Genomic DNA, 22,897 nt, shown 5'->3' with positions numbered 1-22,897 from the left:
TCTTTACCCGACTCCGACTAACTCTGACTTTGATCTTATGAAGAGGTGATACAGGTTAAACTGAAAGTTAAGCAGTTGATCTTAAAGTTGCTAGTGTTTACATCTATAATTCGCATTCTATTCTTTCTGCTCAGTGATGTGGTTTTCGGATATATTACTATTCCTCGTCCTTATGACATTGTAATCCACATGGCAGCTATAGCCCTAGTCATCTTAATATCTATGATACTGACAAGTCTTCTAGTTAATAATGATCCCACATAGACACTTTTATAACGAAACAGGAGGGAAACTTCAATAGAAGTTTTCCTCCTGTTTTTTGTTTATTCAAGGATTTTCCTGCATGTCCCTACCGCAACATGCGAGCTTCAAGCAGATGCATTACAACCACGATGGCCTCCGCTCGAGTTGCTTGCTCAAGAGGAGCAAAGCGATTGCCGTTTCGTCCTTGGACAAGCCCTTCATTGACGGCAGATGCAATCCAGCCTTGCGCCCAGACCGGAATATCGCCGGTATCAGCGAACGCTAACACTGTCTTCGATCCTTCGGAGGAATCCAGCGCTTTTGCAGCCATGACTGTAAGCTCCGTACGGGTAATGGACTGGTTTGCCCGGAACGTATGATCTGGGAAGCCGTTAATAAATCCTTTCTTTATTCCCTTGGCAATATCCGATTTCGCCCATTTCGGAAGCTGAGCCGCATCGGTAAACGAAAGCTCCGCTTCTTCCTTAAGCGCTAATCCTCTTACCAATAATGCGGTGAACTCCGCACGGGTAATACGCTGATCCGGACGGAATGTCTCATCTGGATATCCGTTAATCAAACCTTCCCCTACGGCTTGAGAAATGATCGCTTCAGCCCAATGGCCTTTAGTATCTTTCAAGGCTACAGCCTTATCATGCTCAGGTTCTCCAAGACGTACGGATTGGCCGATTGCCGTCACTTCTGCCTCAAGCTTGTGATCCACGGTAGTCAAGGCATCCCAACGAACTTCGGAAGCTCCCGCTTTTTTGATTTTGAATGTCAAGCTTCCGAGCTCAAGATCCCCGTCTGCTCCATCCGTATTGCCCATCATCGTATGGATGAACGTAATCTCACCGTCCTTGACCATCGGGGACACAGTAAATCCTTTCAGCTTCGAACTCGCCTCAACAAATTCCAGATGAGCGGAATCATAGCTGAGCTTCAACTCATAGGCATATAAATCTCGCACATTTTTCCCTGTTAAATTCAGCTTAACGGTATCCCCTGCTTTCCACACCGTCTTATCCGCATTTAAATGGTAAGACGTCATACCTTGTGATTGCACAGGTAGCTTATCACTATTCGGAACTGGAATTTTACGTGCCATGGCAGCAAGATCCAGCACGTCGATTTTACCGTCTCCGTTTACATCCATTGCCTTCATTTGATCCCAATTCGCATTGGTAAGAGTCATTCCAAAATATTTAGCAATCGAATTCAAATCATGGATGCTTGCTTTCCCTGAATCGGATGGATTAGTGCCTGGACCTGAATTGCCTGTAGATCCACTGCCATTCCCAGGATCCGGCTCTTCGACGTTCGGCTTCTCCTCCTTCACTTTCACTGAAAAGGTTACAGAAGTGGGGGCTGTCTCGATCTCATTCCCCTGCTGATTCCCCATCGAGGCCCGGATAATATTCAACTTGCCTTCTGTAGTCGCTGTGACATTAGCTGTCTTGAAGGTGAGCTTCAACATATCAGCATTGCCTTGAATTGGTTGCCCTTCGCCTGCGATAACAAGCTGTACTTGTCCCTTATCCTTACGGGTATCCAAGATGCTGATCCCTTCTTGTAATGATTTAGCGGATACGAACTCTAGCAGGTTCTCATCATATGCGAGAGCAAAATGATTGGCATATAGGTCCTTCATCGAAGTCTTGATCCCATACTTCACCAACAGCGGTTCACCTGCGGTTACCTCGCTCGGCCCGCTTAGTTCGACTGTCGGCCGCGTAACGGATACGACAATCACCTTCGTCTCTTCAACATTGCCGGCCTTGTCGACCGACCGGAATTCGACATTATGAGTACCTTCCCCTTGAATGGCGAGCTTACCGTCTTTCACCGACTTCCATTTGCCTCCATCGATTCGAGCTTCGGTTCGCAGTACGCCCCATCCATGCGGATTATCCTCAGCGGAGAACATCAAGGTAACATCTTTATAGTACTCTCCTTCCGTTTCTCCATCTCCTTCGATCTGAACCGTAGTTGTCGGTGCAATCGTGTCCTTGAGGAGAACTTCCAGATACGACCCAAATTGGCCACCCTCGTTTTTACGGCTGCGCATTTCTGCACTTAAATCACGACCAACTTGTTGCAAAGCCAAGCTAACTGTTTTATTGCCTTGTAGCTTGAATTTAGCGAATGGCGTCACATTGAATTGCCACCATTGATCCGGCGAAGCGATCGTCTGCAGATCGATTCGTTCACCTGCCGCAGGTTTATTCTTATACGTTATCGTATCTTCCTTCCAGCTATCGTCATCAATCTCGAATACGCCGATGTCAGATTGAGTACCGTTACTGTCTTTTGTTTGGCCATATACATGCAAAGTAACCTTTTCAACTTCGTCTATAATTTGTGAAAGATCAAACTTCAGAAACACTCTGCGATCATAGGTCCCACTTCCATTACGGATATTTAAGAATCCTCTCGTACCGAAGTTTGTATTCTCATCTCCTCCGCCATTGACGAACGTATCTTCCGTTACATTGATCCGAACTTTTGCCGCAGCGTCAGGCTCAAGAGCACCTTCACCGGGAAGCTCCGTTTCCGCTTCAGGATCAATCTTTAGCTTAATTACGTGGCTTCGTCCCTTGGCACCTTGGGTATCGACTTCCAATTGAATCGTTGGAGCCGTCTGCAGCACTTTAACCGTCGAATCCTTTGCCAACTCCGCCAGTGCGACAGCAGCGATTTCTACCTTCACTTTGGATTGCGTCTGCGTTGGATCAGATACAGATACGGTTAATTCGTCACCTTGCTCCTTAACCATGACTGAAGCTGGCTGATATACACGAACGCGATCCAGCTCCCCTGGCTGCCAGAAATTAATGCCTGTTATACCAAGCTTCGTTTCCTGTACCGCCTGAATTTGCGCCGTATTGCTCAACACGCGGATATCTGGATTGGCGTTGTAAGCCTGCGTAGCCGCTGAATTAAACGATGGCAAAAGCACGTACGAATACCCGCCATCCTTTGGCAGGACTCCATGCTCCATCACTAAGCTGACATAGTTTCGCGTAATCGGATCGGCCGGGCCCGTTGCGTTAATTTCTTTCCACGAACCGGTTCTCGCCTCACGCATGGCCCCGACATCAGCAGAATCGGGGAAATAGTAGCCGATATCGGCTCCTTCCGCCGTCCCTTCCAGATGCGCCCATTTCACGCCCTTCAGTTCCTTAGACCACCCCAGCTCAGTTGGCATAACCCGACCGTCTACCGTTAGTTTGTTAGTTCCTGCCGTATTGATCATCCGGTTCTCCACGATCGTCTCAACCTCACGGCCATCTTTTCGTGCGTCGGGAGTCTTAATGTCGGTCCCAAGAGCAACAATCTCATCGTCAAACATAAACCACGATTTTTTCCCAGTTAATTTGCTTCCAGGAGGAGCCATATCCATCCCCGCGACACCGAATTGGTTGTCGATCGACGAACCTCCGACCCAATTTTTTCCCGTCGTTTTGATCATCGTTCTTTCCAATCCGTCAGATGTTGTTCCCGGCATCCGGTAAGAATCAACGGTTGGCCAGAATCCATTCCTGAATTGGTCAGCATCTTGATTATATAAATAGGTCATACCATCGCCGGTATACCATCCTCTCGTATGCTCACTGTTCATGCCGCCCTCGAAATTGGAAATACGGGAGGAAGACATGCTGATTCCAAAGGTATAGCCCTTTCTGGAATGAACGATTCGGTCCATCACCGAAAACTGGCGATGAGCAATCAGGTCACCACGCAGCTTAACGTTAGAATCATTCATCAACTGTTTAAAGTTAACAATATCCCTAATCTGCATACCCTCATACATATTCGGCATGCTCGTATCCGAAACCACCCATTCCTTAACCATACTCTTATAGTAGGCAGCCTGATCGGGCGGAGCGAACTGCGCTAAACGGAGAATCGTCCACACCCCGCCCCTAGTATTGTTATTGAACCGGGAAACCGCTCGGCCGCTGACCATTTCCATAATATGTCCGTTATAAATCACCGGCTCGAATGAATCGGTCACCCACTTCCACACATTGCCGAAATCAGAAACCTCGATTGGCCACGACGAACCATTCAGGACTGTCAACAATTTCGAGACATCTCCAAGTAATACACTACCGTAGCTTCCAGTATAAGCAATGTTTCCATGCTGAATAAATGAACCGTCCATATAAAATCCATCGCCGCTGGTTACATAAGGAAATACGGAACTAATCGCACCACGCGCCTGCACGATGATCGCTTCGTCCTTTCCAAGTACCCCGCGAAGAAGAAGAGCCAGCGATTTATCCAACAGATTCGCGCCCGTTTCCTTTAAGCCCGGGGCTCCAATCAATCTCTTCGTCGGATCGGGTATAAATCTATCAATCGTGCTCGTGTAACCTGCGATCTGTTCAGCAGTTAAATCGTTGTACATTAAAGTTACGATATCCGCTACCGACTGGGGTGATCCAATCTCCCAATCCCACCAATTGTTATAAGTAGCTCTTGTTGTGTTATAACGATTCTCATGCATCCAATCCAGACCTGCGATAATATCGTTCTTCAGTACCTCATTCCGATATAAGTCCGTGCCCGGAGTTGCAAAGGCAATCGCCATATCCTTCAACCGGTTATATGACAATGTGATATGACTTGAATTAGTGGTGCTGTTATAATCCGACCATAAATAAGTTCGTCCCGTCGCTTTATTAAGCGTATCCCAGACCCCGCTCTTATTGTCGTTCGTTACTTTCAGGGCATTCGCCTCAACTGAGCCACGAATATCCCCATCATTCAGATCGATTTGCATTCCGCCAGTCAAATAATTGAACCATTTCAAGCGGAGCGCATCGAATTCATCCCCCTGCCCAAGCTGTGCTGCTGAGACCGGCGCAACCGGAAACGACGTAAATATGAGCGAAAAAATCATCAAAAAAGAGACAAAAATCTTGATTTTATATTTCCTCACGATGAAATAACACCCTCTCCCATAATTTGTGGGGGACGTTGATTAGTCCCCTCATTGCTGCTCTGTCAGGATTTTTTCGGCAAACCATTTTAAATCAATAGCATCAATAATTCCATCGCCATTAATATCAGCTGCCTCTATTGCTCCCCAATCAGAGCTTGCGCTGATCTTGCCGAAATGCGCAGACGCTATCCCTAAATCACCTACCGTAACCTTACCGTCCCCGTTAAGATCACCGATGGTACTCGTTAGTACAACCCTAATTTCACAGGTTGCAGAAAACTTGTCGTCTTCGGTCGTGACCGTGACTTTGGCACGGCCTGGCTTTAATGCGGTTACCGTGGCTTTGAGACCGTCCGACTCCAGCTTCAAGACGTCGCTATAATCAACCTTCCATTTAAGCTGCATGTTCGTAGCGTTATACGGCATAATCGTTGCCGCAAGATCTACATTTTCTCCTACTACCAATACTGCTTGCTCGCTGTTCAACTGAATACCCGTTACCGGAATGACCGGCTTTAATGTAATTTCTAGATATGATTTATAAATTCCGCCTTCGTTTTCTTTACTTCTTACATCCGCCGTCAAATCCGTTTCCCCCTGCAGGGCCACGCTCAATTGTTTATCGAGTTCTATTCGCGATTTGGCAAAGGAAGTAACATCATATTGCCGCCACTGGTTCTCGCTGTCCAGTGTAATCGTTTCAATCGCAGCTCCGATTGCAGGCATGTTATTCCAAGTAAGCGCACCTTCGCTCCAAGCATTGCTTCCCACTTCATAAGCGCCTACTTTAGCAGTTTTGCCTCGCGAATCGTTGATTCTGGCGTATACATTCAGCTTAACTGATTCAATTTCCCCAACTCCGGAAATACCGCTCAAGTCATATTTTAAGAACGTTTTGCGCAAGTAATCATTGGCTCCATTTTTTATATTTAAATAGCCAACAGAACCAAAGTTTTGATTCGCTTTACTTCCGGCATTTACATAGGCATCTTCCGCAACGTATACAATCACTTTCTCACCTTGGTCAACCGGATCACCATCCAATCCCGGCGTTTGTGTCGGATCATATTGAAACTGAATGACGTGGCTCTTGCCGATGGAACCCTTTGTATCAATTTCTAATTTCAAATAAGGCGACGTTTGCAACACGTTTATGGAAGCATCCTTCTTCATTTCCTTGAGCACGACTTTGCCGAGATCGACGACGATTTTGTCCTGCTTCTGTGTCGGATCCGACACAGAGACAGTCAGCTTGTCCCCATCTTCCTTCACCATGACGGAAGCCGGATTGAAAGCGCGAACAAATTCAGCCTGACTTGCCTCCCAGAAATTGAATGCGGTCATTCCTAGCTTGTTCTCTCGAACAGCATGTACCTTATTCGATTTGCTCAATATTTCGATATCGGGATTCAGGCTGTATTGCTCGGTCCCAGTGGCATCTTTATTCGGCAATAATACGTAGACGTAAGAACTATTATGCGGAGCATTGCCGTGATCAAACGCCAAGCTTAAGTAATTTCTCGTCATCTGCTCTGACGAGCCTCCATTATTAATGTCTTTCCAGGAACCCGTTCTTGCTTCGCGTTTCCCCGCTATATCAGCTCTCTCCGGGAAATAATAACCGATATCTGAACCGGCAGTATTGCCCTCCAAATGGGCCCAACTCATCCCTTTCAGCGATTCCTCCCATCCAAGAGCGTCTGATTTCGCCTTCCCGTCCACGGTAAGCTTGTTCGTTCCATTTGCATTTAATTGACGATTTTCCACAATCGTTTCAACTTTACGGTTAGCCGAACTTGCAATATCGGAACCCAAAGCCACAATTTCATCATCGAACATGAACCATGACTTTTTGCCTTGCAATTCACTTCCCGTACTTCCTTTTAGCGAGAAATTCATTCCTACAGCTCCGAATTGGTCTTCCATCGACGATCCGCCGACCCAGGCTTTCGGATTATAATACGATGCCCAATCTTTAGGTCCCTGCGCATAGCCGTCAGTTGTTGTACCCGCTAAGCGATACATATCAACTGTTGGCCAATATTGATTACTGTATTGAGACAAGTCGTTATTATAGAGGCTGGTCATTCCGATTCCCATATACCAACCTTTCTTGTTCTCTCCGTTGCCAAATTCAAAGGCTGAAATACGATCTGAAAACATACTGAGTGCAAATCCGTAGCCCGGACGCAGGTGAACGACTCGATCCATCGCAGCAAAATTCTGATGCTTCACCAGCTCCCCGCGTGACATAATGGTAGAATCTTTCATGATAGCCTTAATCAGATTCATCTCATAAACCGGCATATTCTCGTAATAGTTAGAGAATGTGATATCAGATTGTACCCATTCCTTGATCATGCTTTTAATCTTGATGGATTGCTCCGTAGGCGCTCCTTCGGCCAATCGTGCCATCGTTCGAATGATTGCACGTCCGGTCAAATGATCGGAATCCTTCTCCCGAGAAATGCTGCGCCCTTTCACCATGTCCATCATGGCTCCTTTATAGATCAGAGCCTCGAATGAATCCTCGATCCAATCATACACATTCTCCACGCTCGGATCTTGGATTTCCCATGGCGATGTGTTAAACAAATACAATAAATCGGCCATTCTTCCGACTAAGACGCCCCCATACGATCCCGTATAGGCAATGTTAGAGTGCTGAATTAAAGAGCCATCCTCATATATACCATCACCGCTCTTCGCGTATTGGAATTCCCTAAATATCGAATTTTGGCCTTGCTCAATCTTGAAGCTCTGCTTACCGACAACACCGCGCAGTACAACAACAAGCGCTTTGTCGAGCAAATTCGCACCCGTTTCTGTCACACTTGCATTTTGTACCCTTTTCGTTGGATCCGGTACGAACTTATCGATTACATTTAGAAATTTTTCAAGTTTCTCTTTGGTTAAATCGTCGTATAGGAGTACAAGAATGTCCATTAACGCCTGCGGTGTTCCTATTTCCCAATCCCACCAGTTGCCGACGATTTTTTTATTTTCGTTATATTGATAGGCATACATCCAATCCAGGGCCCCGACAATGTCATCCTTCAGTTTCGAATCTCTGAATTGAGCCGTACCCTCAGTTGAATACGCGATCGCCATATCCTTAATCATGCTATAAGCTGTAGATATCGCAGCAGAATCCGTATTTCCTTTATGAATCACATCTTGCCACAAATATTGCGCATCTGGCGTCTTATTCATTCGATCCCAAGTACCCGTTCCTTCGGGATTTGAAATGCGAATCGACAATTTCTCGATGTAAGCGCTAACATCAGAATCATTCATATCCATCCAGGCTCCGCCTACCAATTTGTCATACCATTTCTGTCTGAGGGCGTTGTAACCGTCCAACATACCACCGGATTCCACCGTCACGAAAGATTTGGCGGTAATCAATCCGTCTGGGGTAGACACCGTTATCGTCGCAGTTCCATAATCTTCGGCGGTAACCGTTCCTTCATACACGCTAGCAACCTTCGGGTCGGACGAAGTCCAAATGACCGATCGATCTACCACATCCTGCGGTGTAAAGATTGGCGTCAATACCGTGCTGCCCCCTTTTTCCAAAGAAACCAGCTTCGGTTCTAATGCCAAGCCCGTAACTCCTTCCCGGCTTTGAAGCGTCAGATCATCAAACCATACGGTCCCCTGACCCGTTTCGAAAAATGGCTCCAGTCTCACATATTTCGCATCGGCCGGAACCGATAAAACGACTTCCTGCAAAGTCCAATCGTTCGTCCCCGACATTTTATTCGTCGCTGGCCCGTCTGCTAGCTTTTCATCCCGGTCACTGCCATCCAGTCCTTTTATTCTTTTGTAGAACTGTGTTCTAACGAAAACTCCGCCGTTGGAAACGACATCTGAGGTTTTGATCCAAGCTCCTAGCTTATAGTCACCACCCGTTAAAACCGGTACGTTGATGGAAAGTCCTGTTCTGTCGCTCCCCAAGTGCTCAATTTGCACCGAATAGGCTCCCGAATGGTAAACGTCACTAGTTACTGAGACCTTTCCGTTCTTGCTGGCTAACCAAGCCCCCCATCCTTCCGGTTGTAACCCGCTCCATTCTGGCTCCTTCGCGGAAACTACTTTTTCGAAACCTCCATTTGGAACCATGTTTTCTTCCATTTCACTAACTACTTTTTCGAAACCACCATCTAAAACCATATTTTCTTCCATTGTATTATCTGCAGATACATTTCCTAACAGCGATTGAAACGGGACTAGTAGTTGCAACATCATACAAACAAGCAAAACTACCGACATTCTTTTATAAAGCGCTTTCATAAAAATCCCCCTTTCACTTCTTAAGTTGATGCTTCATCTCCATGTTTCATCATAAATTGAATGATTGGTCTTGCGACAGGTTGGATTTTTACCTGTTCAGGCACAATTTTGACTTCAAAACAAGGAAAATATAAGTAACGGGCCATATCGATCGACATCAAAAGGACATTTGAATTCTAAAAGGCATAGATCGTTTTTCTTTAGCACTATATTTGCATATGCTTTTCATTCCTATTATCTACCGGGCTCTCTTGGTGCTTTCGCACAAACAAAAGAGTGCCTTTTTCCATGCGACAGTCCGTCCCTCATCCATAAAGAGGCGCTGCGCATAAAAAGACACTCCCATGCGGTTCAGATGTATTGGTCCAAGTAGACAATTTCTCTACCCGCCGTACCTTCAATCTCTAGCGTTTGGATACTAACAACTTCATGTCGGAGATCAGCTTGTCCAGCTTGCCGTAATCTTGCACTAGCTCGCCGATTTGTGCATCCTGGCTGCACATACTGCCATGCATCTCTTCTACCGAGGCCATATTCTGCTGCGTCGAAGCTGCGATATCTGCCATACTGTCCGTGATATCCTGCTGACGTTTGTGAAGATCTACAGCCGAACCGCCGACCTGGTCGGCGTTCTCCTTGACCTGTTCCATATTCTCATGAATGGTCCCGATTAGGCGCTTCACTTCTTGGGATACCTCGCTACTGGTCTTCACAGCCTGTTGCCCCTGTATTACCTGGGTATTCACCGCGCTGATCCGCTCCCGGATGCCCGACAAAATGCTGTCGATCTCCGCAGCAGCGCTGCTGGAGCTATCGGCCAGCTTCCGCACCTCGCCCGATACGACTGCGAAACCCAACCCATGCTCTCCGGCACGCGCCGCTTCAATCGCTGCATTCAGCGCGAGCAGGTTCGTCTGGTCCGCCAAGCCGCGGATGACCGTCACGATCGAGCTGACGCGTTCGTTCTCCTCGTTCAGCAACTGCATCACCTGAACCGTGTGATCCATCATTTCATGTACACTCTCTACCTCACCGGAAAGTACGCCAATCTGCGTGCTGCTGCGCTCCGTGAGCTTGGTATTCTCAGCGGCGTAATGCTGCAGTTGCTCCGTTCCTTCCAATAGCTGTCCAACCGCTTTGTTCATGATTTGTGAATATTCATTGATATGCATGATGTTGTCTGTCTGTTTTTCGATGGAGGTCGTCATTTCCGCAAAGCTATACGTGACTTCCCTTGAGATGTCCCCGGCTCCCCGCACACCTGATTGTTGGGTGCCGTTAAACTCGTTCAAGACAAGCACCGAATCCTTCAGTTGCTGAAGCATGCCGTCCACCATCTCTTTGGCCTCCTGCGTCTCCTGCTGTCTTTCCGTTACCTGCCGCTGCAGCCGCTGGCTAAATGTTGCAGAGAACGCGAGTGCCGCCGTTGCAAACGCCAAGTACATGTACAAGTATATCAGTGACTCTCCCGGAAACAGCTGCTCCCGGTACGTCGGATCCAGATATAAATAGGTGCTAACGCCCGCTCCCAGTATGCCGGAGAAAATAATCGGCCTGTAATCCGCGTACAGCGTCATGACCGCTAAGCTGACATAAATCAGAAAGTAAGTGCTGATGATCGGATGAGGATCCGACAGAATCAACAGCATAGTGATGATCGTAAAAGTACAGGCCACAAAATATTTGATATAGTTGACCAAAACGCGTCGATAGGTCATCCATGTAGCTGTACCGCAGGTGAGGAGGCCGATGCCAACCAGCAGCAGAATCATGTCCATGCCTAACCCGATGGCCAAATCCGTGAGAACGCCCAGCCCCAGCATCCCCCATAAAATTATGACAAAAAGCCGATTGCGTTTATCCAGTTCAGTAAGTTCTACCGTTTTCATCGTTTCATGCTCCTTCTGCTCTATGTATCGATATTTATTAATATGAATCTAAATAGTCCCGGCTCCTGTATACACAGCGTCCTGCGGGGATGTTATCCATGAGTAACGGTCTTTGTGGTTATATACTTCTTCCACGTTCAAGATTGTAGGGACGACGTAATCGCCTTTATAAAACACTTTCTGTGAAACTTTCTCCATGGGGATCTTGAACGAAATCCGCAGTGCTCGCTGCAGCACCGGTTCTAGTAGTGCAACATAGTACTTCAGCTTATTCTTTTCTCCGAAATCCACTAGCGCGGACAGCAGCTCCGAGATGAAATGGCCACGATAGCTTTGTAGTACAGCCATCTTATCGATTTCTGCCACTGCCCCTTCAGCCTGCATAACAGCCGGATGCTGATCAAAGGCCGCAGTCTCGTTAATGGAACTGCCGCTGCTAAACGGCTTGATCTCCGTCGTTCCGACGTAATGCCCTTCTTTGGTAACGACTACGTATCTTTCGAGAATCCGCTCTGAGAACTCCAGGTCATAGCCTTTTTCCAACCACACGGTAGTCCAAACGCCGTTAAACATCGCCATCTCCAGTTCGTTCTCTACCCGTTTAAACATAGTCTCTTCTCCTTTTGGCAAGATGCCTCTGTCTCTCTGTCTCTATTATGAATTTCAGAAAAAATAAACTACTTATAACTTATCGGTCAAAATAACGAAAAAAATTAGTGTCCGTAGCCGAATTAATGCCCTTTTTGTTATAATATCCCAAAATAAAATAAGAGAATCCACGACTCAACAAGGGATGTGACGCATTCGTAACATGGATCGATGTCGAGTAAAGAGAGTCAAAAAAATACCGCCTCCCTAAAGGAGCGGCTATATAGGAATTTCAATCCACGCATCTCCGAGGGATGCGACTAGATCTGCGAACACACGAGTTGTACACACAGAAAAGTTTCAATCCATACATCCGCGAGGGATGCGACGATAAACGTGGTGTTGCTGTGGTGTATGGAGATGCATTTCAATCCACGCATCCGCGAAGGATGCGACTGCGCTCTCCGCTCGTGTTAATTCACCTTTAGGACGATTTCAATCCACGCAACCTCGAGGGATGCGACACTAATAGGGTGGTTTGCTCTATGGAGTATACTAATTTCAATCCACGCATCCGCGAGGGATGCGACCCAAAAACAGTACTTCGCATTTTTGCATACGGTATTTCAATCCACGCATCCGCGAGGGATGCGACTTGGAATTCATCCGACCGACAAGTCCAGATTTTCCCATTTCAATCCACGCATCCGCGAGGGATGCGACGCATCATGTTCTACTGTAACAAAGGGGAATAAAGTATTTCAATCCACGCATCCGCGAGGGATGCGACTTACATCCTAACCGCCCAACATGTGGTATCAGATATATTTCAATCCACGCATCCGCGAGGGATGCGACCTGTCGGCGCATATGCTGAGGTTGTGGAAGAGAATATTTCAATCCACGCATCCGCGAGGGATGCGACCTGTGTTGCTTTTAAGAACATAGGTAACACTTGATTTCAATCCACGCATCCGCGAGGGATGCGACGCGACTAGACCACCAACAACGGGGATACTAGTTATTTCAATCCACGCATCCGCGAGGGATGCGACGATTATTTCAAACTTGGTGACGGTGTTTATACTATTTCAATCCACGCATCCGCGAGGGATGCGACCCCGGCTTCGATGCAATCTTATTTCTATAAGACCCATTTCAATCCACGCATCCGCGAGGGATGCGACACAGGAGAGAATGGAGAGATGGAATGATTAAAAATTTCAATCCACGCATCCGCGAGGGATGCGACATACTGACTTTATCAGTAAGGCAAAGGCATATAAAATTTCAATCCACGCATCCGCGAGGGATGCGACTTACCATTCCTGTAGTGCCGTCTTCTGCAAGCGTATTTCAATCCACGCATCCGCGAGGGATGCGACTAGATATCCTTAATAAAGACGAAAAGGCAAAAGAAATATTTCAATCCACGCATCCGCGAGGGATGCGACGGCGGGATATTGTTCAAAGAGCCAGGCGTCGAATTATTTCAATCCACGCATCCGCGAGGGATGCGACCATACCTTCTATTGCGCTTATGCGGTCATCTTGCAATTTCAATCCACGCATCCGCGAGGGATGCGACGCAAAGAAAAGTTTATGCTATCTTGATTGACCTTATTTCAATCCACGCATCCGCGAGGGATGCGACTCGATAAGCTTGCAGCAGGAGCCACGTGGTTTGCATTTCAATCCACGCATCCGCGAGGGATGCGACTTTAGCCACACAATCACTAAGATAGTGTTTAAATATTTCAATCCACGCATCCGCGAGGGATGCGACATCGTACTCCGTTAGGTTGTACGTCTTAATAATAATTTCAATCCACGCATCCGCGAGGGATGCGACTATTCCTGTGCATTTGAAAGAAGAAGGGAAAAGAAATTTCAATCCACGCATCCGCGAGGGATGCGACGCCCCGGCTCCTACAAAAGATGTAGCCCGTTGTTATTTCAATCCACGCATCCGCGAGGGATGCGACTTGACCCGATCCTTACAAGGACGGGACTAGGAGATTTCAATCCACGCATCCGCGAGGGATGCGACCGAGGTCAGAACATACTAGGAGGTAATGAGAATATTTCAATCCACGCATCCGCGAGGGATGCGACGCTAAGTCTGGGAGATCACCTTGTCCCATTAGGATTTCAATCCACGCATCCGCGAGGGATGCGACGTTGTTGGGAATGGTAGAAAATATGAGTAAGGCGATTTCAATCCACGCATCCGCGAGGGATGCGACTCCGATTTTCTAGTAATTTAACCTAGAAATCAGCCTTCCCTAACCAAAACATCATTTAAATTATACATTTTTTTCTTTATTTGGATGTATTGCATGGTTTTCTCGGTGCGAATGTCCCGGGAAATTCATGTTCGCTTTGGATTCGCACTACAAAATTAAAGGCCCTTCCAAATCAAGGGAGGCTTTAATGCCAATGTGCTCAACTTTGTTTCTGTAATTGTTGCCAAGTTGATAGAATCTAAGACTGTCCTGATTCTGGTCAATTACATCTTCAAGCTTCATTTTTAATACAGCGAATTGGGTCGAATCAACAATACATTCAAACACGGAGTTTTGGACGCGTTGACCGTGATTCTGACATATTTTTGATACATTACGTAATCTTCTCTGCCCTTCACTATCCATCGTACTTACATCATATGTAACTATTATCAGCATTAGCTGCACCTACTTCCATAGGAATGGAGGGTACTCATCCAGATCATTTCGCAAATACCGTGCTAATAGTAAGGCTTGAACATGCGGTACTAATCCCCAAGATATTTTCTCGGCTAAATACGGGTGTGTAATCTTCTCTTGCTTCTTATTTTGCCACGCACCCAGGAATTTCTTTCTGGCTTCATCCGTCATGATCACGGCTCCATTTTCCTTACGAACGAAATCTTCTGGATTGACTATTCTTTTATTAATCAGCGACAACACAAATCTGTCTGCAAACACCCCACGCAATTCCTCCATGACATCTAAAGCGAGCGATGCCCGCCCGGGACGATCTCGATGCAAAAATCCTATGTATGCATCTAACCCAACTCCCTCTAAAGCAGATGTCATGTCATTAGCCAGTAGTGTATAGGCAAGCGACAGCATGGCGTTCACAGGATCTAATGGTGGTCTGCGGGAACGAGAGCGAAAAAAAAAGTCGTCTTTCTGCTGTAAAATCATTTGGTCAAACAGTTTATTATAGCTTAAGGCAGCCTGTCCCTCTAATCCCCTTAACCGCTCCAAATCCTCACATTCTCTTATATCTGCCATAATAGAAGATAGGTGCAAAGACACTTCCTTAAACCCTGTAATATCTATACGTAGTGGATAATCTCTAGTCATTCTTTCAATCATCCATTTATGGTTATAAATCTTACCTATAATAAAATTCCGGGCAATTCTTGCTGATAGCTCTTCATCTTCAGATGCAAGAGACTGTTTCTTCCTTAGAACTACATTCCCCTTACTGGAACCAATAACTCTGGCAAGGAACCTCCCGTTCATCGTTAAGAAGACAATGGAAATATTCCTCTCCGCACAATATCCCATTAACGCTGGGCTTGCCCCTGTATAACCAAAGGTCACAATAGATTCCAGATTATGAAGAGGTAATCTACCTAACTTCTCCTGTTCCTTAAGTAGGACAACATTGTCCCCATCTAGCGATAAATAAACATCGGGTTGAGTAACAAATAGTGTATTCAGAAGTTTTTTCATTCCCCAATTTTCCCTTCGATATAACTTTTCACAGTTCGTTTATTCATGAGTTCAGGTAAACATATCGAATGAAGGGAGCAACTGTTGCAAAAGGAACCTGTTTTCACTTTAGGAGTAAATTTCCGGCTGTAATAATCTTGCATTTCTGAAACGACTAATCTCACTTTACTTTTAATCTCAGCAGTCAGTGGCACTTCGACTCGATGTTTAATTTCATTATAGAACATATAACCCGTGTTTATTTCACACAGAAGCATTTCCTCCAAACATAAAGCTTGAGCTGTTAGCTGTAAAAGATCAGCATCATCCATCTTAGGTTTTCCCCGTTTGTATTCAACTGGATATGGCATATACTTTCCCTCAGCTCCACTGATTTCAACACCACTGTTATCTCTGATAAACTCAACCACATCACAAATACCTGTTATTTTCAGGTCATTAGATTTGACAGGCATGGCACGTACGATGAGTTTATCACCCCGTTTCTCTCTAACAAATGGCTGATCCGCCTTACGATGTAAATACTGACCTTCAACAGTTCTAACGTTCTCCTCCCACTGCTGTTCAATATGAATAAGTGCCCACTGTCGCCTACAAAATTGAAAATGTTGAATCCCAGACAACATTAAATAATCATCGTCTTCACTACAGGCCATCTATGATCTCAACCTTTAATCCTTCCAATTCATTCAATTCTATAGAATAATCATCAATGGTTTTGGGCTCTTCGACACGTGATTTTATCGTTAGTGAGCGATGTACTTTGGCGGAAGAATATTGACCCAGCTTAGAAGAATGCTCCCACCAATATACTTTATGAATTTCCATACTTCCATCGGGTCTTGCGGCAGAGGAATCATTTTCAAATAGTGTTACAAGCGCTTGCTTAATCTTGTCCGCATCTTCGTATGTAAACCCGGTTTTCTCCGCTAATTGAGTATTGATGCTCCCATAAATAACATAAAGTCCATAATCCACACGATGTTTCATTCCCATCGTATCCGAGCCTCTGTCCTTGCCCGGTTCCGAGTTGACACTCTTCGTGATTTGCATACTTGTAATATCAATCGGATTAACGCTGGTAGCCGTATGAATAGAGACTGGACCTCTTACACCAACAGAGACACCTGCCCCTTTATCAGCGCTTTTGAATGCAAACACCTGTCCAAAGCTGCGAACATCAATCCATTCCTGGCAAGCAACACTGGCGAATTCATCACTTGAGGCTGTTTTTGACTTCAAAATTTTATTCAAATCAGCATTCGCATCTGCGCGCTCTCTTAAACTGTTAAATGCATCTACTTTACGATCATTGGATTGGACAAAAATAGATTCTCCCATGTCCTGCAGACGGTTTCTAATCTTCCGCTTAATCGCTACATCCGAAATCTCACCATGGCCGTCGTAATTCTGCCGTGGACGATTACCATTCAACGGATCTCCATTGGGGTTAGCACTCTTTACGGATAATACGACAGCAAAATCAATCTTATGATCTAATGTTGACATATTAATCACTCCTCATTAGATGCATTTACTGCATCATTATTATTATTTTCTTTCTTTTGGTAGAGTTCGTGTCTTTGACTATAAAAACCTAACAAGTATTTTCCAGATAGAGGCTTGTTGCTGAAATCGTCGACTTTAAATTTGGATGCAACTTCATCAATAATTTTGGAAAGGTAGGTTGCTTTTGTACCTAACCGTGCCTGATACGGCTGCAAACTTCTTTGGATCGTCATCCAGGTTCTCTCGGGATGCATTGAAAAAGAATTCATATAACGAATCGCGTTGCTGGAACGCATCTCATCCCCTAATGCCCGTCTTTCCAATACATCAGCAACCGCTAACAATCGTCCAAATAAATAATCGCGATCATCCGTTTCTGTATCTAACGCCAACTTTAATCCCTCCTGTCTATTAATTAAGGCACATGCGATGCTTAACGTCTTCTCCCATTCCCATTTTTCCATCGATACAGGGTTGGTTGCTCGGTGGATGGCACTATTTACAATATCTTGTGGAATCCTAATGTCATCTACAATACATGGCAGCATCCGTTCCATTAGTCCCTTTACTATCTTCTCATTCGCCCGTGGCCCATAAGCTGCAAAAGCAATATCTTTCGTGGCTGGCGCACCGATAAATTGCACAAACTCCCCCTGATCATCTTTGCGATAACGATGCAGCCACACACAGGTTGAATGCCACTTCTCCAACTTGTCCAAATATAGATTCTTATCCATATTTCGATAGTGCAGCACGGCCATTCGTCCAGTTGTTGCTGAATCAAGAATCATAATATTAACGTCTGCCTTGGTAGACAGATCATTCCTATAACCATCCAAGGCTTTGGAGACTTCATTCGCATACTCTTGGTTAGTGTAAGATTTCTTGGCAAGAATGATTGGTCTAGGATCAATCGCAAAAGTATCTACGGTTGGATCAGGAATATCCAGAGCATCATTGCCCCATACCAAAAACACCCGTTGATCGGCAAATCTACCTTGGCGATTAATTAACCATTTAAGTGCATTGTGCGCCTTTTGAGACACTTCATAACTAATACTTGCAGCCTCGTTACTTGAATTAAACCGACCTCGATAGGTAAAGCCACTTGAATCATTTGCTGAAATTAACTTCGCCTTGTCTGCCGCATTACGAATCTTGTTTGCATGCTTATCCGTACTTGGCAGAGTTTGTCCTGTTACATAGCAAATGTCCTCATTACCTAGCAAATCCCGATAATACTGAATGAAAGAATTATACATCTCCTGATCCTTCCACACTTCAGTTAAAATATCGCTAGGCGAATAAACATTAAAACGTATAAAAGCACTTTCCTGTCCACCTGCAACTGCGGCGAAAATAGGAGGTTTATCAGAATGTAGTAACTCGTATTTTTTATCCCATTTCTCAATTAGCCGATGGTCAGAATCAATAAACAAGATGTTATGTTCTACTAAATCACGAATAAGTTGGCCTTTTTTCAAATAATTATAAATACTACGAACCTTCGAAGTACCATGTGGTGAGTTGGCCCATTCCCCTAATTGCTTAATGTAATGTATGAAAGATTCAGCATCCTCTCCTTCACCGCTATAAACAGTAAAATCACCAGCTACATAAACTAATTTGTCGTGCAAGGGATAAGGAGATATTACCTTACCTGCCCGACTCGCTGACTTCTCTGTACATGGAATTAATGTGCTCATATCGTTCTTGTCGATCACGAAAGCTGAATGAAATTCACCGTCTTCCGTAATTCCTACTTCAATATGAGCATTTTGCGTTGTATGAGAGACAGGCAGTAACGTGTACTCTTGACCGTTATATTTTTGTTCAATGATACCAACTCTATCCAGATTGGACTCATAAGTCTCGTATAAATTTAATAGCCAGCTCATAGATCCCCACCCCCTTCCATTTGGGCATATAGCTCATCTACTGATTCTACATTGGTTTGGTCAAAATGCTTCGGTTTCATATCATCCGCTGCTTTACGAATCTGCGTACATTCATCGGGACGTATAAACTCGATCACACCATCTCTCATGACGGGACTCCATAGACGCACTTCCATTTGATCCCGTCCCGTTTCATCCGGATAACTGATGCCATGCACCATATTACCGAGATGTATATCACCATAATCATCGTAAAATCCCTTACCTTCCCCAAATACACAGGGCTCCACATAACCCTGACATTCCCGTGTTCCGAGGAAAATATCTCTTCGACCTCCGGCTTGAACACATCTCCGGAAAATATTATGATGCTTATTTTCGTTACGGTCATGCGCCAAATCCGGACGGTTCATGTTAAATTCAAAGTGAGCTGTCACCTGGTAACGAACATCTCTTAAATAAGTATAGTTAGCCAGCGTATTTCCCCCGCCGTACTCGATTGGACGAATGCCTTTGGATTCCATGCGGATAGGTTTCATTACACGGATCTTGTCTACAATCATAATTAGTGTGGGTTTCCAATATATGGATTCCACTACACCTTTTAGTGCCTGATAGCTCGGCACCTGGTAAGAGAGTTTTTCCCCGCCCAGTTTGGTGAGAGGATCCGTGAACAGCGCATAGTTTCCTGTAATTTCAAACTCTACCGAATTTCTCATAGTCTCACCTCCTTTCTTGAGTTGTCTTTATCGTTTCCATAATGATCTAAATACTAATACATACTCAAATCAAACCCACTCTCATTCTGAAGATCAAGACCAAATTCCTCACTATAAGCTCCTTCTTTTAATACCAAGACATGTCCATCAAGACAGCTCTCCAATCCAGCGTTCTTATCCAATTGATCGTGTTCATATTTAAATAAATTAATCGTATACTGTTGCGATCTACGTAATAATCGTGTTAGCTCTTCAATTCTGCGTTCACCATTCAGTTCTGCAATAATGTCCTTACCCTCATCCCCATATGGTACGATTACCGATGTTGTAAGATCATGAATTACACGAAAATGTTCAGCGGCTGTTCTATAGCTGTTCGCCAAGAATAAAGGAAGCCGCTCTTTATTCTTGGTAGAGTAGGCTTGAAAGTATGAATTATCAGCAATATTAGCTAACAATAAACTAGTCATCTTCGAGCCTAATTTAGGTATAGGGTAATCCAAGTCCGTTTTAAATTTAGAATAAAACTCTTTAAAATATTTCTCCATAGCTTGAATTGATAATATATGGCCGCCATGATATTGCTGATTATTTTTCAAATCAATAAGAATCTTCTTAGATATTTCCTTGCCAACCTTAATTTCTCGTAAATGCTTAAGGTTTTCTTCGATATGATCTATTACATAAACCTGTTGTAATTCTTGCTCCCCATGACGATTGCATCTGCCTGCAGCTTGCGCAATAGAATCTAGTCCGGCCAAAGAACGAACCACACATTCAAAACTGACATCTACTCCTGCCTCAATTAATTGTGTGCTGATACATATGATTTTATCGTCATTGTTTAAATGCTCTCTAATTTTTTGCAAAAGATCGTTCCGATGCGCAGCACACATAGATGTACTGAGATGATAGATAGGGACATCGCTTCCAGCCATGTTTAATTGCATTTGCTGATACAATCTTTTCACTACTGTCTTAGTATTTAAAATAACTAGCACACTTTGAACCTCATCTATTTTCTCCACAATAAAGTCACATAGCTTATCATTATTAAACCCTTCGTCTGTCGCCTGATCGATCACTTCCACACGTTTAAATGCTTCAATGACATGATCCAGATTATCAATCATTTCAGCGTCTGTGTTAATCTTCAGCTTATGCTCAACAAAGTCTAAGGCCGGCTGCGTTGCAGTGCATAACACAATACCGGAATGACCAAAGGTCCGCAAAAAATTTAATGCTTCATTAAATAAAGAGACACATGAAACGGGTACCTTCTGCACTTCATCAAAGATGATAACCGATTCGCATAAGTTATGTAGACGTCGAATGTTCCTGCTTCCTTTGGCATAAAACACATTCAAAAACTGTACCATTGTAGTAAAAATAATCGGCGAATCCCAGTTATCTTTGGCAAGCTTCAACTTTTGCTGTACGTTGACCACGCCATCCAAATGCTCATCATCATCACTCGTGTCCTCAACTACATTTGAGTGATGCTCCAAAATATTAGCGTCGTCCAGTAGAATCTTGCGTACTTCCGCTGCATTTTGCTCAATTATTGTTGTATAAGGAACGACATAAATAATATGTTTTTTGTGATATGTCTTGGCGTGCTTAAGTGCATATCTCAAGCTGGCCAAAGTTTTACCGCCGCCGGTTGGAATGGATAAAGTGTAGATGCCAGTTGGCCTCTCGGCACAATGGTCACACTGTCTAGACATCTCGCTTCTTAATAAATTAATAGGAGTTTGGGAACTACTTTGACCTGCAAAAGAATCAATCTTACTCATAAGCTTGTCATAATAAGAAGCAAAAAGCTGCTTATAATCAAGAGCCGGTTCATCAGCTTTATTTCCCTCAAATAGTCGGGTGTTTGTTCGATCGGCATCGATTAAAGCGCTGAATATAAACTTGGTTAAGAACATCAAATTTGTTTCAGAGCTCACGGAAGGTTCCTTATCTAAATAATTCCTCAACTCAGCAGCAGCCTCGTCTACATAATGATGGAATTCATCTTTACTCATCACTAGTTCAAAAAACCTCTGTTCCGTCCATTTGTATTCCTTCAAGTCTTTGTCTCGAACTCGCTGTAAATAGTTCGACTCTAGTTCCGGGTTCAGAAAATCCTGGAGATAAGAGTGATGAGATATAATTGCATTTCCAACAACTTCAGATAATAACCCTTTGTCTCGATGGATATTTTCGACATGGAATAATTTGTATAAAAACTTCCCACCTGCTGTTGAATGGTCAACACTCCCTCTTCGCGGAGGAGAATCCGGATTATTAACGGCCTCTATTATGTACTCTCTGAACTCATCCGTATATTTCCCCATATCATGTAACATACCAGCCAAACCAGCAATGTGTTCGACCCCTATTTTCGCTCCATAGGATTCCGCTAAAAGCTTAACCCCTAGCAAATGTTCTTCCACAGTCTGGTACTGATGATCGCTCTCACGAATATGAGCCACATAATTCATTTCACTTTCCCCCTGCGACATATTTTTACCCTAGTTATAAACATGATTCGACATACTTAATGAATCACCTTCCAAAATATTTATAAAATTGGTGATTCTAGGATATTGCCTCTTCGTAGCATTTATCAAAGCGTGATTAAGATTATTAATCTCCGTGGTTACTAACTATTAGCTGATTTAAGCGATACTAAGGATCTAAATAAATTAAGGTAATATCTTGTAAAAATACAAATAAGCCGAACCATTAGTTCGACCTACATTTTACATAATGATCCATTTGTCAGAACTTCATTATCCTTCGGACAACCTGAACTTGCTTTTATCTTCCCGCTTATAATCATTTCATGATCCCTATTGTACATTTATTAACGCGTCAACGAGGAATGTGACTGATATCTCAGTTGTTTGTCCTTGATGTGACCTGGCACTGCTAAAACATGGTCACTAACTTGGAATTTCAATCCACACATCCACGTGGGATGTGACGTCCGACAGGCCCCCGATTTGACCAAATCACCTAGCATTTCAATCCACACATCCACGTGGGATGTGACCATTAAATCAGACTATAGCGCTTGCGATATGTTTAT

The 22,897-nt window shown here is 44.4% G+C and carries 12 protein-coding genes and 2 CRISPR repeat arrays (1 of these 14 running past the window's edge); all 12 genes read right to left on the bottom strand.

What is annotated here, in order from left to right:
- Positions 1-349: 349 nt before the first annotated feature.
- The gene (locus tag NST85_RS05955) at positions 350-5,191 is read right to left on the bottom strand and encodes a polysaccharide lyase family 8 super-sandwich domain-containing protein (protein ID WP_341188815.1); all 4,842 of its coding nucleotides are present in this window, start codon (positions 5,189-5,191) and stop codon (positions 350-352) included.
- Between the two features lie 51 nt (positions 5,192-5,242).
- The gene (locus NST85_RS05950) at positions 5,243-9,490 is read right to left on the bottom strand and encodes a polysaccharide lyase family 8 super-sandwich domain-containing protein (RefSeq protein ID WP_341188814.1); all 4,248 of its coding nucleotides are present in this window, start codon (positions 9,488-9,490) and stop codon (positions 5,243-5,245) included.
- Between the two features lie 20 nt (positions 9,491-9,510).
- Positions 9,511-9,648 carry a hypothetical protein gene (locus tag NST85_RS05945; RefSeq protein ID WP_341188813.1) on the bottom strand — a complete coding sequence of 46 codons (138 nt, stop codon included), beginning with the start codon at positions 9,646-9,648 and terminating at the stop codon, positions 9,511-9,513.
- A 246-nt stretch (positions 9,649-9,894) separates the two neighbouring features.
- Positions 9,895-11,379 (bottom strand): methyl-accepting chemotaxis protein, encoded by a 1,485-nt coding sequence (locus tag NST85_RS05940; protein ID WP_127193748.1) that lies wholly within the window; start codon positions 11,377-11,379, stop codon positions 9,895-9,897.
- A 48-nt stretch (positions 11,380-11,427) separates the two neighbouring features.
- Entirely contained in the window at positions 11,428-11,988 is a 561-nt protein-coding gene (locus tag NST85_RS05935; protein ID WP_127193749.1) for a GNAT family N-acetyltransferase, read from the bottom strand.
- Between the two features lie 268 nt (positions 11,989-12,256).
- Positions 12,257-14,213: direct repeats of the CRISPR family, unit length 32 nt; unit sequence ATTTCAATCCACGCATCCGCGAGGGATGCGAC.
- Positions 14,214-14,360: 147 nt separating this feature from the next.
- On the bottom strand, positions 14,361-14,651 hold the full coding sequence (gene cas2 / locus NST85_RS05930) for a CRISPR-associated endonuclease Cas2 (protein WP_127193750.1): 291 nt from the start codon (positions 14,649-14,651) through the stop codon (positions 14,361-14,363).
- A 9-nt stretch (positions 14,652-14,660) separates the two neighbouring features.
- On the bottom strand, positions 14,661-15,692 hold the full coding sequence (gene cas1c / locus NST85_RS05925; protein ID WP_127193751.1) for a type I-C CRISPR-associated endonuclease Cas1c: 1,032 nt from the start codon (positions 15,690-15,692) through the stop codon (positions 14,661-14,663).
- Positions 15,689-16,348 (bottom strand): CRISPR-associated protein Cas4, encoded by a 660-nt coding sequence (gene cas4, locus NST85_RS05920; protein ID WP_127193752.1) that lies wholly within the window; start codon positions 16,346-16,348, stop codon positions 15,689-15,691. The genes cas1c and cas4 overlap by 4 nt, the downstream gene beginning before the upstream one ends.
- Entirely contained in the window at positions 16,338-17,201 is an 864-nt protein-coding gene (cas7c, locus tag NST85_RS05915; RefSeq protein WP_127193753.1) for a type I-C CRISPR-associated protein Cas7/Csd2, read from the bottom strand. The genes cas4 and cas7c overlap by 11 nt, the downstream gene beginning before the upstream one ends.
- Positions 17,202-17,206: 5 nt before the next feature.
- Positions 17,207-19,099 carry a type I-C CRISPR-associated protein Cas8c/Csd1 gene (gene cas8c / locus NST85_RS05910; protein ID WP_127193754.1) on the bottom strand — a complete coding sequence of 631 codons (1,893 nt, stop codon included), beginning with the start codon at positions 19,097-19,099 and terminating at the stop codon, positions 17,207-17,209.
- Positions 19,096-19,818 carry a type I-C CRISPR-associated protein Cas5c gene (gene cas5c / locus NST85_RS05905; protein ID WP_127193755.1) on the bottom strand — a complete coding sequence of 241 codons (723 nt, stop codon included), beginning with the start codon at positions 19,816-19,818 and terminating at the stop codon, positions 19,096-19,098. Before cas5c ends, cas8c begins: the two co-directional genes overlap by 4 nt.
- 53 nt (positions 19,819-19,871) lie before the next feature.
- Positions 19,872-22,307, bottom strand: coding sequence for a CRISPR-associated helicase Cas3' (gene cas3 / locus NST85_RS05900; protein WP_127193756.1), 2,436 nt, complete (start codon positions 22,305-22,307; stop codon positions 19,872-19,874).
- 454 nt (positions 22,308-22,761) lie between these two features.
- Positions 22,762-22,897: direct repeats of the CRISPR family, unit length 32 nt; unit sequence ATTTCAATCCACACATCCACGTGGGATGTGAC; it runs 2,612 nt beyond the window's last position.

Origin of the sequence: Paenibacillus sp. FSL K6-2524 (assembly GCF_038005525.1) — a bacterium.
GTDB lineage: Bacteria > Bacillota > Bacilli > Paenibacillales > Paenibacillaceae > Fontibacillus > Fontibacillus anaericanus.
This window is presented reverse-complemented; position numbering and strand designations above follow the sequence as displayed.

What these genes read in the sequence shown, in the direction of transcription:
- NST85_RS05950 (WP_341188814.1), bottom strand. Translation starts at nt 9,490, where the DNA reads ATGAAAGCGCTTTATAAAAGAATGTCGGTAGTTTTGCTTGTTTGTATG.
- NST85_RS05945 (WP_341188813.1), bottom strand. Translation starts at nt 9,648, where the DNA reads ATGTCGATCGATATGGCCCGTTACTTATATTTTCCTTGTTTTGAAGTC.
- NST85_RS05940 (WP_127193748.1), bottom strand. Translation starts at nt 11,379, where the DNA reads ATGAAAACGGTAGAACTTACTGAACTGGATAAACGCAATCGGCTTTTT.
- NST85_RS05935 (WP_127193749.1), bottom strand. Translation starts at nt 11,988, where the DNA reads ATGTTTAAACGGGTAGAGAACGAACTGGAGATGGCGATGTTTAACGGC.
- cas2 (WP_127193750.1), bottom strand. Translation starts at nt 14,651, where the DNA reads ATGCTGATAATAGTTACATATGATGTAAGTACGATGGATAGTGAAGGG.
- cas1c (WP_127193751.1), bottom strand. Translation starts at nt 15,692, where the DNA reads ATGAAAAAACTTCTGAATACACTATTTGTTACTCAACCCGATGTTTAT.
- cas4 (WP_127193752.1), bottom strand. Translation starts at nt 16,348, where the DNA reads ATGGCCTGTAGTGAAGACGATGATTATTTAATGTTGTCTGGGATTCAA.
- cas7c (WP_127193753.1), bottom strand. Translation starts at nt 17,201, where the DNA reads ATGTCAACATTAGATCATAAGATTGATTTTGCTGTCGTATTATCCGTA.
- cas8c (WP_127193754.1), bottom strand. Translation starts at nt 19,099, where the DNA reads ATGAGCTGGCTATTAAATTTATACGAGACTTATGAGTCCAATCTGGAT.
- cas5c (WP_127193755.1), bottom strand. Translation starts at nt 19,818, where the DNA reads ATGAGAAATTCGGTAGAGTTTGAAATTACAGGAAACTATGCGCTGTTC.
- cas3 (WP_127193756.1), bottom strand. Translation starts at nt 22,307, where the DNA reads ATGAATTATGTGGCTCATATTCGTGAGAGCGATCATCAGTACCAGACT.